Origin of the sequence: Nocardia sp. NPDC051321 (assembly GCF_044455225.1) — a bacterium.
Classification (GTDB): domain Bacteria; phylum Actinomycetota; class Actinomycetes; order Mycobacteriales; family Mycobacteriaceae; genus Nocardia.
Genome location: NZ_JBITEM010000007.1, coordinates 233412 through 254309 on the forward strand (window position 1 = coordinate 233412; position 20898 = coordinate 254309).

The 20898-nt window shown below is 63.0% G+C and carries 16 protein-coding genes; 11 read left to right on the forward strand and 5 right to left on the reverse strand.

From position 1 onward, the window contains the following. Nucleotides 1-250 precede the first annotated feature (250 nt). Together ACIA8C_RS18535 and ACIA8C_RS18540 are read right to left on the reverse strand one after the other, a co-directional pair. Complete coding sequence (locus ACIA8C_RS18535; protein WP_397136095.1) at nucleotides 251-2008, reverse strand: flavin-containing monooxygenase; 1758 nt, start codon at nucleotides 2006-2008, stop codon at nucleotides 251-253. Nucleotides 2009-2066: 58 nt separating this feature from the next. Then, entirely contained in the window at nucleotides 2067-2435 is a 369-nt protein-coding gene (locus tag ACIA8C_RS18540; protein WP_397136566.1) for a cytochrome P450, read from the reverse strand. A gap of 44 nt (nucleotides 2436-2479) precedes the next feature. Between ACIA8C_RS18540 and ACIA8C_RS18545 the strand changes: the two genes are divergently transcribed. Further along, a complete protein-coding gene (locus ACIA8C_RS18545; protein ID WP_397136097.1) occupies nucleotides 2480-3694 on the forward strand; it encodes an MFS transporter in 1215 nt (404 codons plus the stop codon). Then, nucleotides 3691-4230 (forward strand): GNAT family N-acetyltransferase, encoded by a 540-nt coding sequence (locus ACIA8C_RS18550; RefSeq protein ID WP_397136098.1) that lies wholly within the window; start codon nucleotides 3691-3693, stop codon nucleotides 4228-4230. The genes ACIA8C_RS18545 and ACIA8C_RS18550 overlap by 4 nt, the downstream gene beginning before the upstream one ends. 38 nt (nucleotides 4231-4268) lie before the next feature. Here ACIA8C_RS18550 and ACIA8C_RS18555 read toward each other — a convergent pair whose 3' ends face one another. The 3 genes from ACIA8C_RS18555 to zapE form a co-directional block, all read right to left on the reverse strand. Further along, nucleotides 4269-5021: an alpha/beta fold hydrolase gene (locus ACIA8C_RS18555; RefSeq protein WP_397136100.1), complete on the reverse strand. Its 753-nt coding sequence runs from the start codon at nucleotides 5019-5021 to the stop codon at nucleotides 4269-4271. A gap of 101 nt (nucleotides 5022-5122) precedes the next feature. Further along, entirely contained in the window at nucleotides 5123-5911 is a 789-nt protein-coding gene (locus tag ACIA8C_RS18560; RefSeq protein ID WP_397136102.1) for a tyrosine-protein phosphatase, read from the reverse strand. Nucleotides 5912-5987: 76 nt separating this feature from the next. Beyond that, a complete protein-coding gene (gene zapE / locus ACIA8C_RS18565) occupies nucleotides 5988-7004 on the reverse strand; it encodes a cell division protein ZapE (RefSeq protein WP_397136104.1) in 1017 nt (338 codons plus the stop codon). A 34-nt stretch (nucleotides 7005-7038) separates the two neighbouring features. Between zapE and ACIA8C_RS18570 the strand changes: the two genes are divergently transcribed. The 9 genes from ACIA8C_RS18570 (at nucleotide 7039) to ACIA8C_RS18610 (ending at nucleotide 20801) form a co-directional block, all read left to right on the forward strand. Next, nucleotides 7039-7800 (forward strand): pyrimidine reductase family protein, encoded by a 762-nt coding sequence (locus ACIA8C_RS18570; RefSeq protein ID WP_397136106.1) that lies wholly within the window; start codon nucleotides 7039-7041, stop codon nucleotides 7798-7800. A gap of 32 nt (nucleotides 7801-7832) precedes the next feature. Next, the gene (locus ACIA8C_RS18575; protein WP_397136108.1) at nucleotides 7833-9389 is read left to right on the forward strand and encodes an alpha/beta hydrolase; all 1557 of its coding nucleotides are present in this window, start codon (nucleotides 7833-7835) and stop codon (nucleotides 9387-9389) included. Nucleotides 9390-9471: 82 nt separating this feature from the next. Next, the gene (locus ACIA8C_RS18580) at nucleotides 9472-10770 is read left to right on the forward strand and encodes a glycosyltransferase family 87 protein (protein WP_397136110.1); all 1299 of its coding nucleotides are present in this window, start codon (nucleotides 9472-9474) and stop codon (nucleotides 10768-10770) included. Beyond that, a complete protein-coding gene (gene msrB / locus ACIA8C_RS18585; protein WP_397136112.1) occupies nucleotides 10770-11213 on the forward strand; it encodes a peptide-methionine (R)-S-oxide reductase MsrB in 444 nt (147 codons plus the stop codon). Before ACIA8C_RS18580 ends, msrB begins: the two co-directional genes overlap by 1 nt. A gap of 1130 nt (nucleotides 11214-12343) precedes the next feature. After that, a complete protein-coding gene (locus ACIA8C_RS18590; protein ID WP_397136114.1) occupies nucleotides 12344-15592 on the forward strand; it encodes an amino acid adenylation domain-containing protein in 3249 nt (1082 codons plus the stop codon). A 42-nt stretch (nucleotides 15593-15634) separates the two neighbouring features. Continuing rightward, the gene (locus ACIA8C_RS18595; protein WP_397136116.1) at nucleotides 15635-18646 is read left to right on the forward strand and encodes an amino acid adenylation domain-containing protein; all 3012 of its coding nucleotides are present in this window, start codon (nucleotides 15635-15637) and stop codon (nucleotides 18644-18646) included. 104 nt (nucleotides 18647-18750) lie between these two features. Continuing rightward, nucleotides 18751-19953: an MFS transporter gene (locus ACIA8C_RS18600; protein WP_397136117.1), complete on the forward strand. Its 1203-nt coding sequence runs from the start codon at nucleotides 18751-18753 to the stop codon at nucleotides 19951-19953. 55 nt (nucleotides 19954-20008) lie between these two features. Then, nucleotides 20009-20509 (forward strand): YbaK/EbsC family protein, encoded by a 501-nt coding sequence (locus ACIA8C_RS18605; RefSeq protein ID WP_397136118.1) that lies wholly within the window; start codon nucleotides 20009-20011, stop codon nucleotides 20507-20509. Between the two features lie 76 nt (nucleotides 20510-20585). Further along, entirely contained in the window at nucleotides 20586-20801 is a 216-nt protein-coding gene (locus ACIA8C_RS18610; RefSeq protein WP_397136120.1) for an MbtH family protein, read from the forward strand. Nucleotides 20802-20898: the final 97 nt, after the last annotated feature.

Here is a 20898-nt window from a genome sequence, read left to right on the forward strand (position 1 = left end):
GCCACGCGCCAACCCCGCCGCCCGCACCCCAAACAACCCCATAGCCCGTGCCGATCCAACACGGGCACTCAGCAGGGCACAGACCTCACGACATCGAAATCCGCACCCTGCCTCGGGATCCGCACCCGGAGTAGGGCCCTAAAGCGAGTGCCGATCCCAAGAAAGAATGCGGCTGTTGCCGATAGCGTCCCAGCCGCGCGATCAACGGCACCAGGTGCAGGCGTTACCGATAGCGGTCCGCGCGCGAGGGTTACTTGCCTTGGGAGCCGTGTAGGAGGTCGGTGGGGGCGCCGATGCTCAGATCGTGTGTTCTTGGTACGTCATGTGCGCTCGGGTTGTGCGGCACACCATGTGGTGTGGGTGCGCCGGCGTTCAGGTTGTGGCCCGTTGGCGCACCGTATGACTCGGGCACTTGCGCGTTGAGATCGATTGGCTGCGGCATTCCCAGGTCGGGGGTTCGGGGTGCGCCGAGGCTGGGGCCTGGGGCCGCGACATCGGCGTGCTCGATCGGATGTTCGGGGGGTGCGGAGGGCACGGGCTCGTGCTTGGTGGTCAGGCCGCGGTAGGACTCCGGGCGGACCGTGCGGAACCATTGGGACGCACGGGTTCGCAAGGGGAGACGGAACTTCAGGTCGGCCAGCATTTCGTCGACGTTGCGGATGGAGAAGGGGGTGATCGCGGTGCCGCGCGCGTGGTGGCCGTGGGTGCGTTCCTCCATCCAGCGCAGCCTGGCGTCGATCTGCTCGCTCACTTCGTCGCGCGGCGGCAGGTCGAGCTGGTTGGTGAGCAGTGCGGCCGTCCAGTGCGCGCCGACCTCGGCGTTGAGGGTGCTGATCACCGACGAGTTGTAGCCGGCGAAGGTCAGGTTCGGCACGTCGAGCGGCAGGATCTGGCGGTGCAGGCGGAAGTTGCCGTGCTCGTCGGTGAGCCTGCGCTGGACATACGGCGTGAGGAACGGCACGCACTGCTGGAATCCGGTGGCGCAGACGACGATATCGGCAGGGACGAGGTGCCCGTTGGACAGCTGCACCGCGGGCGTTTCGCCGCCGCCACCGCGCATTTCGGTGATAGTGGTGTCGCGCTGCACCACGATGCGGCCGTTCGCGACCTGCTCGTAGAAGTTCTCGGTGGCGAGGCTGACGGTGCTCTCGGCGATCTGCTCGAACCGGCCCTCCGGCAGCAGACCGAGCTCGCGCAGGTTCATGTGCTTGGTGGCGAGTTCCTGGATCAGGTCGAGATTGGCGGTCCGGAACGAAACGCCGGGGCCGTCCAGGTAGCGGTCCATCCGGCCGGGTTCCAGGTGATGGAAGTGTGCCTCGCCGAAGCGGGTCAGCATCAGTCGCTCGTAGTCGAGCACCCGAGCCAGCTTGCGCGGCATCTTCCACAGCAGTCGCCGCGCCACCACGGTGGTCGAAGCGGCGACGTCGCTCACCGCCTCGGCGATGTCGCAGGCCGACTTGCCGTAGCCGACGACAACGACGGACTTGCCGCGCACCGCCTCGACATCCAGGAATTCCGACACGTGACCCATCTGGCCGCCCGCGGCACGGAACAGCTCGATACCGCGGAAGTCCGGGACGGCGGGCTCGCTGAACACCCCGTTGGCGATTACCAGATGATCGCAGGAGGTCCGATGTATACCGCCCTGGTCACGAATCTCCAGCAGCCAGCCGCTGTCCACCGGATCAGCGGCGACGACCTCGGTGTTGAGCCGCAGGTGCTCACGCAGACCGAAGTGGTCGGCATAGGCGGCCAGATACGCCTGCATCTGCTCGCCGTCGAGCACCTTCGGGTAATCCGAGGGCATCGGGAAGTCGGAGAAGTGATAGGTGTTCTTGGAATTCTGGGTTCGCAGCCCCGGGTACCTGCGGGTCGCACTCCACACGCCACCGACATCGGGTGCCCGGTCGAAAATCTCGACCGGAAAACCCTTCTGGATCAGCACTTTCGCGCAGGCAAGACCTGCGATACCCGCACCAACGATCGCGATGCGGTTTCCGCTCGTCATGCGCAGGAGATTACGTCGCTTACGGCGCGCAGCAAAGTCGGTTGCCCTAATCGGCGATTCAAGGCAGCGCCGGGGCACCGGCCAGATCCACCGGCAAATCCTGGACGCCGCGGATCAGAATGCTCTCACGCCAGCGCAGTTCGTCGTCATCGACGGCCAGGTGCAGCTCGGGGAAGCGGGTGACCAGGTGGGTGACGGCGATGCGAGCCTCCATGCGGGCCAGGCCGGCGCCGAGGCAGTAGTGGATGCCGTAACCGAAGGCGATGTGATTGCTGGCGCGGTCCGGATCGAAGGCCGTCGGGTCCGCGAGATGACGTTCGTCACGATTGGCCGAACCAACCGCGACCAAGACGAGTTCGCCTGCGCGGATTTCGGTCTCGCCGAGGGTGATCGGGGCGGTGGTGTAGCGCAGCCTCGCGCGCCCGATTCATTCCGCGCGCGCGACCCCGGTTGCCCCGCTACCCTGCGCAGATGAGTTCGATCGCGCCCATCCTGCGGGGCGCCCGGATCGCGAACTCGTTCGCGTTCGGGCTGCAGGGTTTCTTCTTTGCCGTGGTGCTGACGCAGTTGCCGCAGCAGAAGGACAAGTTCGGGCTGTCCGATGGGTTGATTGTCGGCTCGGTGGTGTTGGTGTCGCTGCTCGCGGGTGGCGGGAGTGTGGCGGCGGAGCGGTTGGCGCTGCGGTGGTCGAGCCGGGCGACGGTGCGGATCGGGCTGCTGCTCATCACGATCACCGGGGTCGGGGTGGCGTTCGCGCCGAACACGGCGGTGCTGCTGAGCACGCTGAGCTGCTACGGGATCGCGGTCGGCATCGTCGACGCGAGCACCAATATGCAGGCGGTGTTCATCCAGCACGGGTATGGGAAGTTCGTGTTGTCGTCGTTTTACGCGGCGTGGAGTGCGGGGTCGATTACCGGCGCGTTGTTCGTGTCCGGGTGTGAGGCGCTGGCGGTGACGCTGCGCGAGTCACTGCTCGGCGCGGCGGGCATCGTGCTCGTCATCGGGCTGGTGCTCGGACCGCGGCTGCTCGGAACGCAGGAGGCGGAGGCGGGCCCGGCCGAGGAGGTGGTGGAACCCGCGCCGGTCGCTTTCCGTGCGTATCTGGTGTTCGGTATCGCGATGGCGTTGGTGTTTGCCATCGATTTGGCCGTTGGTAACTGGTCGGCGCTGTATCTGACCGACGACCTGCTCGCCAGTTCGGCGACCGCGGCCTTGGGGCTGGCCGCGTACCAAGGCACGTCGCTGGTCGCGCGGCTCACCGGTGACCTGTTCGTGCGCCGATTCGGACCGCGCCGCGTGGTGCGGACGGCGGCCGCCATCGGCGTGGTCGGCTTGGCGATCGTGATCGCCGCGCCCGGGCCGATCGTCGCGATCGCAGGATTCCTGATCGCGGGCGTCGGCATGCCGGTGATCGCGCCGCTGTGCTTCAGCGAGGCCGGGCAGTTGACCAGTGGTCGTGGCCTGGACGCGCTCATCGCGCGGCTGAATCTGTTCAATTACGCAGGCACTTTGGTGGGTGGCGGGGTGGTCGGCGCGGTCGCGGCGGGCTTCGGGCATCGGATCGGATTCGTGATCCCGCTGGTCTTCGCGGCGGCGCTGATCGGGCTGGCGCGGGTGTTCCACTCGCGACCTGAAGCAGACAAACATCCCACCTCTTCGGGTGGTCATGCTCTACTGGAGTCATGAGCAACATCCCAGTCACTGTCGACCGGGCTGGTCTGTGGGACGCCGAAGAACTCAGTGACGTTGCGGCCGCGACCTTTCCCCTCGCCTGCCCACCCGAGGCGAGCACCGACGATATCGACATCTTCATCACCGAGGCGCTGTCCGGCGAACGGTTCGGCGAGTACCTGAGCGATCCGGACCGGACCGTGCTCAAGGCCGTCGCGGGCGACGAGATCGTCGGCTACGCGATGCTCATCGCGGGCGACCCGACGGATCCGGCGGTGGCCGAGGCGGTGGATCTGCGGCCGGTGGTGGAGATCAACAAGATGTATGTGGTGCCCGGTCATCACGGCAGCGGGGTGTCGACGGCGCTGATGCACGCGTGTCTGGAGCGGGCGCGCGAGGGTCAGTTTGCCGGGGTGTGGCTCGGTGTCAGCCAGGAGAATGCGCGGGCTCGGCGGTTCTACGAGAAGCACGGATTCCAGTCGGTCGGCACCAAGACCAACACCGTCGGCAATCAACGGCACGATGACTTCGTGATGCGGTTGGCCTTCTAAGTCAATTCATCTCACGCTGAAGTCATTTCACGCTGTGGTTATTTCACGAAATCGACCAAAGCACTGTGGAACCCCGGCGCCACCACGGCCATCAGGTGATCGCCGGGCACCACGTGCAACGTCCCGTTGGGCAGCGCGTCGGCGAGGCGTTCGGGCTCGGCGGCGAACGGATCGTTGTCGCCCGCGAGCACCAGCGTCGGCACGGTGATGTCGGACAGTCCGTTGATCGGCCGGGAATCGAGGCCGGTCGCGACCGCCTGGATGGCGTGCCGGTCGGCATGCACCGCGTCCGCGAGAATCCGGAACATCATCGCGGTCGGCGGCGCTCCCGCGTTGTCGTCACCCATCGCGACCTGGAGATCGGTCAGCTCGACAACCCGGCGATCGACGCCACCACAATCGAGCACCCCCGAACCGACACCGCCGATGGCCAGCCGCTCGACCCGCTCATCGGCGGCGGTGACCAGCAGCGAGATGATCGCGCCCATCGAATATCCCACCTGCACAACACGATCGAAGCCGAGTTCGTCGTACAGCGCGCGCACATCCTTGGCCATGAACTCCCACGAGTACTGCGCCGGATCGTGCGGTTTGTCCGAGCGCCCATGCCCACGCGCGTCCAGCGAAACCACCGTGCGCCCAGCCGCCTGCAGCGCCCCGACCACCCCGGTGCTCATCCAGTTCGCGTTGGTATCCGCGACCACGCCGTGCTGCAAAACGACGGGAACACCCTCGCCCTCCCACACCCGATAGTTGAGTTCCAGGCCGTCCCACGTCTTGAACTTCGTCATGCCCGGATCGTAGCGGCGGGCCATTCGATACCGTTCGGTCCTTTTTCCGCCGTCCACAAGATCCCCGACCGAAGGCGCCGGGTGTGGGCGGACATCGAAAGTCAGGCGAGCAGCTTGGTCTTCAGTGCGGCGATGTCGGCGTCGGAGAGCTTCAGACCCGCGCGGACGTAGTTGTCGAAGCTGCCGTAGGTCTGGTTCGCCTGGTCGAAAGCGGCGTCGAGCCAGGGCTGTTGGACGCCGTTGATCGGGTCGTTCGGGTTGGCGTTGCGGTACTGGTTGGACAGCAGGTAGTCCTGGTTGACGGTGTCGCGGTCGACGCCGAGGACGGTGAGCAGGACGGCGGCGGTCCAGCCGGTGCGGTCTTTGCCCGCGGTGCAGTGGAACAGCACCGAGCCGTCGGTGTCGATGATGTCGCGCAGCACCGAGGCGAAGGCCTCATTGGCACCGGGCGCGGTGATGAACGCGCGGTAGAGGCTGTCGCCGCCGGTGAGGGTGCTGGCCATGACCTCGGGCGGGGCCTGGCCGATAACGTCGTCCCAGTTTGCGGTCGCGCCCGCGGGCACCTTGTCGGGGCCGATCGCGCGTTCGTAGACGGTGCGCAGATCGTCGACGACGCGGACCTGACGACTGGACAGCTCGGTGAGGTCGGCCGGGGTGGCGTTGTTCAGTTGACCGGTGCGGTAGACGAGGCCGGTGCGGACGGTCTTGCCGGTGGCGGTCCGGTATCCGCCGATGTCCCGAGCGTTCTGCACACCCTGCAGGTTCAGCGAACGGTCGAACGCGACCGCCGACGCGACGGGCGGCTCGGCGAGTGCGGCACCGGTCACCGGCCCGAAGGCGACGGCCAGTCCGGCCGCCAGCGCGATCGGGGTACGAAGCGAACGGGTCATGCGGGTGCTCCAATCATCGGTTCCCCCGAGACGCCAGCAAACCAAATGAAACATTGGTTGTTCAAATCAGGGGGGTTTACGCCGGAACCTCGAACCGCGACAGCGCGAGCAACCGCGACACCGCGCGCAGATACTTCTTGCGGTACCCGCCGTCGAGCATCTCCTGCGAGAAGATCTGGTCCAGCTTGGCACCGGAAACGGTGACCGGAATGCTCGCGTCGTAGAGCCGGTCGGCCAGCACCACGATGCGCAACGCCACGGCCTGGTCGGTGACCGGGTGCACGTTCGCGATGAACACCGACGACACCCCGGCGATCAGCGCGCCGAACTTCGACGGATGCAACGTGCTCAGATGCCGCAGCAGCTCGTCGAAGTCGTCGAGCGTGGAACCCGTTGTGGCAGCGGCCCGTTCGGTGAGCAACGCCGACGAGGTCGGCTCCGGCGCCGGCGGCAGATCGCGATGCCGGTAGTCCGGGCCGTCGACCCGGACAGGCTGGAAGATCGAGCCGAGCTTCTTGATCTCCCGCAGGAAATCCTGTGCGGCGAAACGACCTTCGCCCAGCTGGCCCGGCAGCGTGTTGGAGGTGGCCGCGATCGAAACACCCTTCGCGGACAGCTCGGTCAGCAGCCGCGAGACCAGCATGGTGTCGCCGGGATCGTCGAGCTCGAATTCGTCGATGCACAGCACACTGTTCGCCGACAACCGCTCCACCGCATTGGTGAAGCCAAGGGCACCAACGAGATTGGTGAGCTCACCGAAGGTGCCGAACGATTTCGGCGCAGGCGCGCTGTGGAAGATGGAGGCGAGCAGGTGGGTCTTGCCGACACCGAAGCCACCGTCCAGATACAGCCCGGCCCCGGACACCTGCTTCTTCTTGCCGAACAGGCTCTTCTTGTTCACCGCCTGATGGATCTTGGCGACCTCGCCGGCAAACTCCTCGGCCTTGCGCACCGCCGCCGCCTGGCTCGGCTCCTTGGGGTCGGGAATGTAGGAGCCGAAGCTGACCTCGTCGAACATCGGCGGGGGCACCATCTGGGCGACGAGCTGGTCGGCCGGAACCTCTGGGTGGCGGTCGACGAGGCGTTCTTGCATGTGTAGAGCGTAATGACGTGGTGAGATCACCTTCATGCAGCGTATCCACAATGCGATCCAGCTCACAGACCTGACACCGGACGATCTCGCGCAGTTGTACGCGTACCCCGCCGACCTTCGCGAGCCGTTCGTCCGCGCGAATTTCGTGGCAAGCATCGACGGCGGCGCGACCAGCGACGGTCAATCCGCGGGCCTCGGCACGCCCGCCGACAAAGCGGTGTTCCTGATGCTGCGAGAACTGGCCGACGTGGTGCTCGTCGGCGCGGGCACCGTCCGCTCGGAGAATTACGGTGGCGCCAGGACCGATCCGCGGCGCCGGCGCGCGCTGCACGAGCGCGGTATGGGCGGTCATCCGGACGGTGCGGCGCCGCCGATCGCGGTGGTCACCGCGAGCGCGGCGATCGACCTCGGCGCCCGGTTGCTCACCGACACGACCGTCGCGCCGTTGATCATCACCACGACCACCGCCCCCGCCGACCGCAAACAGCAACTGACCGACGCGGGCGCGGACGTCATCGAGGCGGGCGACCTCGCGGTGACCCCGAAGGCGCTGCTGCGGGTGCTCGCCGAGCGCCGACTACATCGCGTGCTGTGTGAGGGCGGACCCCACCTGTTCGGCGAGCTGCTGGCCGCCGACGCGGTCGACGAGCTCTGCCTGACCACCGCACCCGTGCTGGTCGGCGGCACGGCCCGGCGAATTTCGCTGTCCGCGCACGAGTTCCACCGCCCCATGGCGCGCGCGCATATCTTGCTCGACAACGACGGCACGATGCTGACCCGATGGGCCCGTGCATGAAACAACTGCCCGAACCTGGCAGGCTGTAGCGCATGCGCTGGACTCGGGCCGTCGTGCTGGCCGCGACACTCTCGATCATGATCGCCGGATGCGGGGCGGGACCCTCTGACCGTCCCGGCGTCGCCGTCGAGCGCCAACGGGTCGGCGGCGTCGCCCCGACCTCGGTCGCCCCGGCCCCGCCGCCGAACGCTGAGCTGCCGAAGACCGACCTGGCGTGGAAGGACTGCACCGCGCCGACGCTCGATCTGCTCGGCCTCGGTCCCGCGCCCGCCGGGCTGGTGCTCGACTGCGCGGAGTACACGACGCCCATCGACGGGGGCGGCGCCGTGCTCGGCAACTTCCGCACCGCGGCGATCCGGGCCCGGCTGCACCAAACCCCGGCCGACGCCGCCCCGCTGCTGCTCACCTCCGGCGCGGACCGCTCCTCCACCGCCACCCTCGCGGGCCTGGCCGTCGGTCCGGCGAGCGCGCTGCTGGCCGCGCGCCCGATCGTCGCGGTGGACCGGCGCGGCATCGGCAGCTCGCAGCCGATCGACTGCCTGCCGCCCGAGGTTCGCAAGGGACTGCTCGACAACGCCCAATTCGGGCCTGACGCAAACGATCCCGTCGAGGCGATGACCACGTTCAGCCAGGACGGCACCATCGCCTGCCGCGACTTCCTGCAGCCCTACGAGGGCGCCTTCGACGCACAGCACGCCGCCGACGACATCGAGCAGCTGCGCAAGCAGTGGCAGGTCGACCACATCGCGCTGCTCGGCTCGGGCAACGGCGCGAAGGTCGCGCTCAGCTACGCCCGCAAGTACGGCGATCACCTGGCCAGGCTCGTCGTCGACTCCCCAGAGGCGGTCGGTGCGGACGCGATCACCCGGGCCGAGCAGCAACTGGAAGGCGCAGAGGCGGCGTTGACCGCCTTCGCTCAGCGCTGCACCGGGCTCAGCTGTTCACTGGGCGCGGATCCGCGGGCCGCGATCACCGATCTGGTGCACCGCGCCGGTTCCGGTGGCCTCGGCGACATCTCGGCCAACGCGCTGCTCACCGCGGTCTCCGGTTTCCTCGGCAGCCCGCGCGCCGACCAGGCCACCCGGGTCCGCGAACTCGCCGACGCGCTGTCGGCGGCGGGGCGCGGCGACCGCGGCGCGCTCGGCAATCTGATCCAGCGCGAGTCCGCGGCCATCAGCGGCGACGGCCAATTCGTGAACCGCTGCACCGACACTCAGCAGCCGCCGACGCCGACCAAGGCCAAGGAACTGATGGGTACGTGGGGCGCCAAGTACCCGGTGTTCGGCAAGAACATGGCGATCGGGCTGATGGAATGCGCGGCGTGGCCGGTGTCCACCGCGCCCGCGATGCCGGACAAGCTCAACATCCCGGTGCTGGTGCTCGGCGGCGTCGCCGACCCGGTAGTCGGCAATGCGGGGCAGGCGTCGGTCGCGGGAGCCCTCGGTGCGGCCGGTGCGCGGAAGGCGGGCGTCACCTGGCAGGGCTGGGGTCACCCGGTGTCCACGCATTCGAGTTGCGCGCAGCGCATCATGGTCGACTATTTGAAGGACACGAAACTGCCCTCCGACGGAACCGCCTGCCCGGCCTGACCGGCTGCCGAATAGCGCTTCTAGCGGCGCGTCGAAGAGGTCCGGACAACCGCCGGAAGCTGATCCGGTGTACCGTGCCCCAGTGTTACTTCGACAGCTCGAGCCCCGCAGTGCTCGCACCACCGCCGAGGTGATCAAGTTCGCGCTCTGGCCGTTCGCGGTCATGACTGTGCTGAACCGGGTTTTCATCAAGGCTGTCAACGGTTTCATCACCGACGACTTCCGGCCGGTTTACCAGGCGTCGCTAGATTTTCTCAACGGGCGACCGGTGTACACGGCCAACTTCGACTCGGTCGATCCGCATTACCTGTACTACCCGAGCGGCACGCTGCTCATCGCGCCGGTGGCCTGGGTGCACGACTACGAAAAGGCGCGCTGGCTGTTCATCCTGCTGAACGCGGCCGCGATCATTCTCGCCTGGTATCTGATGCTTCGGCTGTTCCGTTTTACGGTGAATTCCGTTGTCGCGCCGGTGCTGCTGCTCGCGATGTTCATGTCGGAGACGGTCACCAATACGCTGGTCTTCACCAACGTCAACGGCTGTATTCTGCTGGCCGAGCTGCTCTTCCTGCATCTGCTGCTCAAGCGACGAGACCTGTGGGCCGGTGTCGCGCTCGGCCTCAGTATCGCGGTGAAACCGACGCTGGCACCGCTGCTTTTGATCGCGCTGGTCCGCGGGCAGTGGAAGGTATTCATCACCGCGCTCGGCGTGCCGATTGTGCTCACCGCGATCGCCTGGCCGATGTCGAAGGACCCGGAGAAGTTCTTCAGCCACACCGCGCCGTACCTCTTCGAGACCCGTGACTACTTCAACAGCTCGATCCCTGGCAACGGTGAGTATTACGGGCTGTCGCCGTGGCTGATCTGGTTCATCCGGCTCGGGATGGGTGTGCTCGTCGCCATCTCGCTGTGGTTGCTGTGGCGCTACTACCGCCAGGACGAGCTGTTCTTCGTGTGCACCTCGTCCGGCGTGCTGCTCACCGCGTATTTCCTGCTGCCGTCGCTTGGGCAGATGTATTACTCGATGATGCTGTTCCCGTTCCTGTTGACAGTGGTGCTGCGCAATTCGGTGCTGCGCAATTGGCCCGCGTGGCTGGCGATCTTCGGGTTCATGAGTTACGACAAGTGGCTGTCGGACCGACCCGGCTGGCAGCATTTCGGCCGCGATCTCGATTATCTGCGGGTCACCTTCGGCTGGGGGTTACTGCTGGTCGTGGTGTTCTGTGTACTCGGTGATCGGTATCTGGCCGCGAAACGCGAGGGCCGGCTGCAGTTCGGCATCGACCCCACCTGGCTCGAGCCGCTGCCTGCCGCGCCCGATTCGCCCAGGCCGGCCGATGGTTCCGCGACGGCGGTGGCGAAACCTATTAGCGTGGAGTGATGAGTTCCGAAGCCGATACCTCCCTGCCCGCGCCGCGGATCCAGCTGACGCCCCAGGAATGGCGCGCCAAGCTGAACCCCGAGGAGTACGCGGTGCTGCGCGAGGCCGCCACCGAACGTCCCTTCGTCGGTGAATACACCGACACCAAGACCGACGGCGTCTACGAATGCCGGGCCTGCGGCGCCGAATTGTTCCGCAGCACCGAAAAATTCGACTCACACTGCGGCTGGCCGTCGTTCTTCGACCCGACCAAGTCCGACGCGGTAATCCTCAAAACCGACGACACCCTCGGCATGCACCGGGTCGAAGTACTGTGCGCGAATTGCCACAGCCACCTCGGCCACGTGTTCGAGGGCGAGGGATACAACACGCCCACCGACAAGCGCTACTGCATCAACTCCATCTCGCTGAAGTTGCAGCCCGCGGAGGGTTCTAGCAGCTAGAACACCGGGGGTCGGTCGCTCGCAGGGGCCGAGTGAACGTTTTTCGAACGTTTTCACCGGGCGTCCGCGAAGTCGACCACCGGCCGTTCCAGGTTCACGTACGCCTGCGTGGTGACAGCGGAGTTCTCCTCGTGGCTCAGGATCAGCCGTGCGGCCCCGATCCCGTGGACCTCCGCGACACGGGTCGCGCGGGCGCTGCCCCACAGGCGACATCTTGTTCGTGCGCAGAATCCCGCCGACCCGGCTCGGAGAGACCAACGCTTGGCCCGGCGCCGCTGCCAGCTTCCGCCTTCGCAACATCGCGAGACAATCCGCATCGACCTTGATCGTCCGCATCGAGCGACGCGTCTTGGCTGATGGTTGGCGAAAGGCCATCGTCACCACGGCCTCATCGTCAGGCTCAGGCCAGCCGCCACGCACAATGGATCTCGTGTTTTGCGAGCTCGTAGTCGTCGATGACCTTACGAACCTGACAGACCCGCAGCGAGCAATCAACGATCGTTCCGGATGGGTGGGGTAAGTCGGGACGGGAACATCCGTGTGCTGCAGTTGTGCAATTTTTGAAGCTCGCCCATGACACCTGGCCGTCAGGTGCGGCTTGCTGCGTCCGCGACTGCGAAACCCGCCCCGACCACCACAAAGCCATGGTCTACATCGCCACCATCATGACCATGTCACGGCGACTGGCACGCCCGACAACCCGATAGCCGAGATTTCAGACGCTCACTGAAACGGTAGTCAGCTTTCGTCGCTGTGGGCGGTGTCAGCAGCCCGTGTAGGGCTGCCAGCGGTGAATCACCGTGCGTCGCAGCCTCGTCGGCCTCCGTACCACATCGCCGGCGGTGCATGTGGCGGACGCGGCGTTCGACGAGTTCCGTCAACACGTGCACGCGCCACGAAACACGATGCGCCGCTTCGGGCACGGAAGGGGACCGCTTTGGGAACGGATAGGGATTGGTAGCGCGCAGTCTGGGTCTGTGGCCGGGGCGCGGAAGCAATACTACCTGATTTACGCTCTACCGAGGTGAATCTGCCACCCGCCATTTCTCCGAGAAATGCCAAGAAGCCAACGCCAAAAACGATCAGCCTTCTGTCGCATTTCGATATCGCACACAAAGAGATAGAGAACAATGAGCGAATCGCAAGAATGTCGAAACTCGATGCCGCATGAAGTGTCCGCGACGCATGCGACAACCCGCCCTCATTGCGCACATATGAGCTTTGAGCAACAAGTACTCCGATCGCCCAATTCTATTGCCATCAGGACCTACGACGCTGACGTCACGTATGCCGAACTGGATGCATACGCCAATCAATTTGCGCACTACTTCAAATCTGTTGGAGTCGGACCCGAGACTGTGGTCGCAGTCCTTTTGGACCGAAGCATCACCATGATCGCCGCCTTCCTCGGCGTCTGGAAATCCGGCGGCGCCTACTTGCCTATCGATCCGACGAGCCCCCCTGCCAGGGTAGCCAACCTCGTCGACAACGCAAGAGCTCAGTTGATTCTTACTGAAAAGAACTATCTGAATGCCATGCCCGCCGGGGTCAGCACAGTAGTCATGGGTCAGGACGATGAATCGATTTCTTCTCAACCGGTAGAACCTCTCGTTTCGGAAGTAAATCTGAATGGGCTCGCGTACATCATCTTCACGTCAGGATCTACGGGAGTTCCCAAGGGCGTGCAGATCACCCATGCTGGGTTGGCGAACTATCTATCGATGGCTACCGCCAGCTATCCTTCTGAAGGTTTGGGGGCACCGCTGTTCTCATCGGTAGCCTTCGATATGGTCGTGCCGACGCTCTATGTCCCCCTGCTGATGGGGCATCCCGTGCACGTGGCTCCGTCCGGCCTCCAGCCCGACAAACTTGGGCAATGGCTATTGGATCATGGGCCTTTCGACTTCATCAAACTGACGCCAAGTCATCTCGAAATGCTCACTTCCCAGATAAGCCGAACCGCGATCAGCGGTTTGGCGTCGACACTGGTGGTCGGCGGAGAGGCACTGCGAACAGAAATCGCCGAGCGCTGGAGCAAGGTGGCCAGGGTATTCAATGAGTACGGCCCAACGGAGGTCACCGTAGGAAACGCCGTTTTTCAGGTCGCAGACCACCACGGAGCGAGCGCGGGCACCACGGTCCCGATTGGCCGCCCGATCGCCGGCACCAGCGCGTACATCTTGGACTCTGATTTGCGATCCGTACCCGAAGGAGCGTTTGGTGAGCTCTACATCGGAGGAGTAGGGCTGGCGCGAGGATATGCGCACCGCTCGGCATTGACGGCCGAACGATTTGTCGCTGACCCCTACGCTCAGCCAGGTGCCCGCATGTACCGAACGGGTGATGTGGCTCGAGCACTACCGAGTGGTGACCTAGAGTTCTGCGGACGCGCTGATAACCAGGTCAAGATTCGCGGCTATCGGGTGGAGCCTGGCGATATTCAGGCCGCGCTACTCGCTCATCCCGAGGTGCGAGGCGCCGCAGTGGCTGTCCGAGGCGACGCCATGATGTCACAGGTCCTGATTGCCTGGGTCGGCCTCGCGCCGCAATCGCAATGCACTGCAGCGGAATTGCGTGAGCACCTGTTCAGCACGATACCTCCGTACATGGTCCCTGGCCGCATTGTTGTGGTAGATCAGATTCCATTGACTACAAATGGCAAGATCGACTATGCGGCATTGCCTGAGCCCGGGAGGGGAAATCGGGACCTGGATAGTGCGTTTGCGGCTCCTATTACTGCCCTTCAGGGGACGCTCGCTGCGCTGTGCTCAGAAATTCTCAACGTCGATCCGATAGGGCTATACGACAATATTTTCGAGCTCGGGGGTCATTCTCTTTTGGCGACAAGAATAATAGCAAATATAAACAGCATGCTGGATATCGACGTGCCGGTGGCGGCGATATTCGAACAACCCACTATCGCGGGCCTCACGACCTGGATCGAAAATTACAACCACCATGAGCATTCACCAGACGACCGAGGCCCGGTGTGCGAGAAACGAAATCGGCACGAGCGAATTCCACTGTCTACCGCACAGGAGCAGACGTGGATACTCAGCAAGATCCAGCCATCGAGTATCGCTTATCAGACTCAGGCATATCTCGAGGTGAACGGGCAGCTGTCACCCGCGGTACTCGAAGACTCGCTCACGGAGATCGTGCGGCGTCACGAGCACCTGCGGACGGCATTCTTGGAGATCGATGGCAAACCGAGTCATGTCGTTCGACCGCCTTTTCAAGTCACTGTCCCGGTGGTGGATCTCGCAGGCGAGCCCGAGCTCATCCGCGAGTCGCTCGCATTGAGTCTCATGGAGGATTACATCACCCAGAGCATCGACGTGACGTCGCCGCCGCTGTTTCGCTGGGTGTTGTTCACGCTGGCACCCGCTCGCCACTTGCTCCTGCTCATCGAGCATCATTTCATTCACGACGGGTGGTCCTTTGGCAGGCTGCTCGGTGAGCTCCAAGACATCTATAGCGCCTTCGCCAAAGGTGAGCGCCACGCACTACCGGAGCTCCCTATTCAGTTCGCCGACTATGCGCTCTGGCAGCGCCGCTGGTTGCAGGGCGACGAGCAGCGCAGACAACTGGCGTACTGGCAAGATACTCTGCGTGGTGCGCCGGAACTGCTTCCGTTGCCCACCGATCAGCCCCGTCCTGGTCGGCAAACATCTCATGGCGACACTGTCCGCATACACATTGCTGGCGATACGTACAGAAGACTCCGTAAGATCGGCGCCGAGGAGCAGTCGACCGGATTCATGACAATGCTCGCAGTCTTCTTCGCGCTCATGCATACCTGGTCAGGCAGTGAAGATATCTGTGTGGCGTCGTCGATCGCCAACCGTCGGTACCGCACCACCGAACCACTCCTCGGTATGTTGATAAATAATGTAGTGATGCGGGTCAAGATTGAGGACGGATATACCTTCAGGGACTTACTGCAACAGACAGCTAAAACAGCCATTGGTGCGTATCGCAATCAGGATCTGCCATTTCCGAAACTGGTTGAGCAGCTGAACCCCAAACGGGATCTTTCGTATAATCCGCTATACCAAGTGGCCTTCTCCTATCACGATGCGCGCGTGCCGCAGATGTCGCTCGGCGATGCCACAGCCGAAGTTCACTACCTGACGAACGGTACGGCGAAGCATGATCTGGACGTCATCGTTATCCCACGCAGCGAACAGCTTTCTGTGGAGTCGGGAGGTGACCAGAATGCAGACGTCCTCATGCTGTGGACGTACTCGACCGACCTTTTCGAGCGCGCAAGCATTGTCCGCATGGCCTCGGACTTCACCGCGATTGTGGAACAGGCCATCCTCAACCCTGACCTGTCCATTCCTGCCCTGGTGCGGGAAATAGCCCGGTCCCAGTAGTCGACATGCGTAGCACGGATCCGAACGTAAATGAGGAAAGTAATGATGATGTCCTTTGATTTCGATAAAACCCAGGGAATCGTTCCCCTCTTCGCCGCACAGGCAGATGTCGCCCCGGACCGCATCGCTGTCAGCTTCGGCGAGCGGCACCTGACGTATGGGGAACTGGCTCGACGGTCCGATTCTCTAGCACGGCAACTGCGTCGACTGGGGGTGTTGCCGGGATCGGCCGTTGCCATCCTGGCTCGACCAGGTCTGGAGATTATCGTCGGAATCCTTGGCATCATGAAGTGTGGCGCTGCCTATGTCCCCTTGGATCATACGTATCCGCAGGATCGGCTCGACTATCTCGTGAACGACTCGGCGGCGACTTTGGTCTTGGCGGAAAAAGAGTCAGTGCACCGTTTCGTGGGCTGTACAGCGCCCGCGGTAACCCTGAGAGCTATCGGTGAAGATTCTCCAGCGGTAGAGCCGGAGTGGCAATTCATGCCAGAACTCGACACTCTCGCCTACGTCATTTACACGTCCGGCACCACCGGCAGGCCAAAAGGCGTCGAGGTTACTCACAAAAATATCGCGTCGACTCTGCGGGTGATCCATGCAAGCAGTGACTGGCAGGCGAACGATGTCGGCCTGTTGAAATATTCGCTCGGCTTCGATTCTTCCGTTGTCGAGATGTTTGCCCCGCTCACAGTGGGCGCTCGACTGATCGTCGCTGCAGAAAATCAACGACGGGACCCTGCTGAGCTTGCCCGGCTGGTCCGAACTCACCGTGTCACGCAACTGGACATCGTGCCTGCCCTTTTGGCCGAATTGCTGAGACAGCCGAATACTGCGCGGGAACTCCTGTCGTTGCGGCTGGTCATTTCAGGTGGTGATGTTCTGTCAACCGAACTCGCCAACTTGTTCTACGACGTACTGCCGAACGCGGTTTTGGAGAACCACTACGGGCCGACCGAGACCACGAATGATAATACTATCTGGCGGTGCGTGCCCGGTTGGGCTGAGGCCATCGTGCCGATCGGGCACCCGGTCCAGGGCACTGAAATACACATCTTGGGTCCCGATGGAAAGACGATCCTGGACGGCACGGTGGGTGAGATATACATAACTGGTGCGGCGGTGTCACGTGGCTATCGAGGTCAACCTGACACGACCCGGCAACGTTTCCTTCAGGATCCGAATTCCGATAACCCAGCAGACCGAATGTATCGCACCGGCGACCTGGGCCGCCGCCGATCAGATGGCGCGATCGAGTTCCATGGGCGCGCTGACCGCCAGCTCAGTATCGGAGGTTTCCGGGTCGAGCCCGAGGAGATCGAAGCCGCACTCACGAAGCACCCGACTGTTCGATCATCTGCGGTCCGCATGGCGGCTGCCGGGGAAGGCCCGCAATTACTGGTCGCCTACCTTACGGGCTTCGCCGACCAGCCGATCGACGTCCCAAGTCTGCGTGATCATCTCACCGTCCGGCTCCCCGGCCACATGATGCCAGGGCGCTTTATCACCTTGGACGAGCTGCCGCTCAATGGGAACGGCAAGGTCGACTACCGGCTGCTGCCGTCGCCTGACGCGGCTCGGCCAGACCTCGCCGTCTCATATCGACCGCCGCAGACAGCGGTACAGCACGAAATCGTCCGCCTGTGGAGTGAGATTCTCGGGATCGGATCGATGGGAATCGACGATGATTTCTTCCACCTTGGTGGCACTTCACTACTCGCAATCCAAGTCGTCGGTCGTATCAATGCACAGTTCGCGGTAGAGCTTGCTCTCCCCGTCGTCTTCGAGCACCCGACCATTGCCACCCTATCGTCGGTCATCGAGCGCTCCGAGACCGACAGGGGCAACGATGAATTGGAGCGCGGTCTCCATGATCTACTGCTCGCGGAGGCGGTGGCTGAACCTGTACAGGAAGGCGTGGCGCACACCTCGGAACTGCGCCTGTGTCGACCAGAGCACATCCTGATCACGGGGGCCACCGATTTCATCGGCATCAACCTGTTGCAGCGGCTGTCGAACTGCGCGATATCCCGCATAACTTGCTTGGTGCATGCCGAGAATCAAGCAATCGCTTGGACCAAGCTGCATCAAGCGTTGCATACCTATGAGATAAAGCTCGCTGAGGGTGTCGATGTACGAGTGGTGCCAGGAGATCTACGACTCCCTCATCTGGGACTAAGTGCTGACGCCTATAATGCGCTGGCAAGCTCGGTTGATGTCGTGTTTCATAATGGAGCACAAAATAATCTCGCCCGACCTTACTCGGCGTTGCGCGCTACCAACGTAACCGGAACTCGGGAGGTGCTTCGCTTCGCCACGCAGGGACGCGTAAAGTCGGTCCATTTCAGCTCTACTATCTCCGTTATGCCGTGGAAAACGCAGACAGGTGACGATGTTTGGCGAGAGAAGGATGTGGCTTCGCCACAAGGCCTGACCTACGGCTATGCGCAGAGCAAATGGGTCGGCGAGTCGCTCGTCAGAGCAGCCCGTCATTACGGCATTCCTGCCACTGTACTTCGATTCGGGCGAATTGTCGGCAATAAAGAAACTGGCATGTGGCCGCGCGAAGATTTCATCAGCCGACTGATTCGAGGCGGGATTGCAGTCGGTAAACTGCCGGAACGCAATATCGCCGAGCCCTGGGTTCCTGTCGACCAGGCGGTGGCGAACGTGCTCGAAATAGCGTCGAAGCCCGATGCCTTCGGTCAAATATTCCACCTGACCGATGGCCCGATGGTAGATTTCAACCACGTCACGACCTGGCTGCGCCACTACGGGTACGCGATGGAGATCGAGCCGGTCGCCACGTGGACTTCCCGCATAGCGAACCAGGTAGCCAACCCTGCGTATCCGGTTATCAGTGTGCTGTCCTCATCGTCCGGGGACGGGAAGTCCCCGTATCGCAGCCAGCATAATCCATTTGATCACCGAAATGTGACTGCCCTTCTCGGTCCCCGACTCGATAGCGATTCTGCCGCAATGGGTTCGTTGCTGCATCGGTTTCTCGACCGATGTGTGCTCGACGGCCAGGTCCCGCCGCCGACCTGTGTTTGAGAAGACTTCCTTAAGGAGTTCAGATGACCAATGGCGGGCACCGGGGGACGGACTCATCGGTCCAGAACAATACGATTGGGAGCGCGCGGCCCGACCGCAGCAGGATGAATCCGATCGTCCGATATGCGGAGTTGTTCGGCAACCCCGGCGCCCGACGCTTTGTTACGGCAGGGTTCATCGCGAGGCTAACCGTTTCCATGGCTAGTCTAGGATTGGTGTTGGCCCTGTCCTCGGAGACAGGGGGATATGCGGCGGCAGGCGCCGTTGCCGGCGCCTTCTCGCTTACCGCAGCGATCGTTGCTCCTCGAATAGGTCGGCTACACGATCGATACGGGCAGGCGCGAGTGCTGCCGCCACTTGCCTTGACCTTCGGCGGCACCATGTTTCTCATTGCCATTGCGATTCGTGAGGTCTGGTCTGTATGGATACTCGTACCCATGGCGATGCTGGGAGGCGCGACATTGCCGTTGGCTGGGCCGCTTATCCGTGCGCGATGGACAAATTTGTATCGGGGTACGCCACAATTGCGTACTTGCTATGCTTTCGAAGGGGCGACGGATGAGATGGTTTATATCATCGGTCCGCTGCTGGTGACGGTGCTTGCCACCGGAATAGGACCAATTGCCGGACTGATCGCCGTCATCAGCTGTGCAGTCGTCGGCGCCCTTTCTCTCGCCCTGCAGAAGAGTACACAGCCGCCCAGCGGCCTCGCCGCTGGGCGGCGCACCACGAATGCGATACAGCTCCCTGCCATGCGCGTGCTATTCGTCATTGCATTGGGCATCGGAGGCGTCTTCGGCTCAATGGATATCGTGACCATCGGGTTCGTGACCGCTGCGGGCAACCGTACCGCGGGCGGAGTTCTACTTGGCATCTGGAGCGCAGCCAGCCTTATCGCAGGATTGATGTATGGAGCACGGGCAGTTCAATGGACCCTACATCGCAGGTACGCGTGGTCGGTGGCAGCCTTTGCGATAGGACTCTTGCCTCTGATGCTTGCGCACAGCCTACTGAGTTTGGCATTCCTGCTCATTATCGCGGGCCTGGCGATGTCGCTTGTGCTTGTCATCGGCGTCGAGATCATTGAGCGTGTGATTCCCGCTGCTTCTATCACCGAAGGATTGGCGTTGAACTCAGGGGGTATCGGACTCGGCATCACCCTCGGTAGTGTGGTGGGCGGCTGGACCCTGGACAATATTGGCACAAGGTTCGGTTACACCGTCCCGAGTGCGTTCGGACTCCTTTCTCTCATTGCGCTTACCGTCGGTTATCGCGTGGTACGAGGCGGCTGCGAATCTCGTCAATGACAGGCGCGATGCGGAAACGTTTCCTTGCCAAATTCACCTCAAAGTGGAGAAGAAGATGGAAGAATTGACTGAATGTATCGGTGCACATCAAAAACTCATGGATCTGCTGAACCAGCAGAACGCGCGATATAGGATCATCAATCACCGGCCCGAGGGTGTGACCGCGGTTGCCAGCGAATACCGCGGTCACACGCTGAGTGAAGCTGCCAAGAGTATCGTGCTCGTGGTCAAGCGCAGAGGGCAAACGCCAGCACACGTGCTGGCTGTTGTCTCGGGCGAGCACAGGGTGAATCTCGACATCATCCGACGTCTATATGATGGAATTCGAACGTACTTCGCCCCGGTAACCGTTGCGGAAAACCTGGCAGGCAGCGTGAGCGGCACCGTTGTACCGTTTGCCTTTGCGGATGAACTCGACCTGATTGTCGATCGAAATCTCCTCTCACACAAAGAGATCTACTTCAATGCCGCGCGATTGGACCAATCGGTGGCGCTCAACAGTACTGACTATCGGAGGATCGCCAACCCCCGGGTCGAGTCGATCGCACAAGTCTGAGCCGCGGTCGCTCGTGGCAGGCCGAAGTCGTGAGCGACGTGCTTCACATCATTTGAGATCAGCTGGGAGAAATGAAATGAATATCAACCCGTTCGATGACGAAATGGGAACGTTTTGCGTCCTGGTCAACGCGGAAGGGCAGCATTCTCTCTGGCCTTCGTTCGCGGGTGTTCCGGAGGGATGGCGAGCTATCGTCGATAAGGCGTCGCGACATGATTGCTTAACGTTCATCGAAGCAGCCTGGGCAGATATGCGGCCGCGGAGCCTCCGCGAGGCTATGTGCACGGATTGAGCCTGCGCCACCGGGCCGGTTGGCACGGTGGGCAGTGTGTCGGGTGGAGTCGCCGCAGTCGTGGCGATCGGTGTGATCCGCCATCGATATCCGCCTA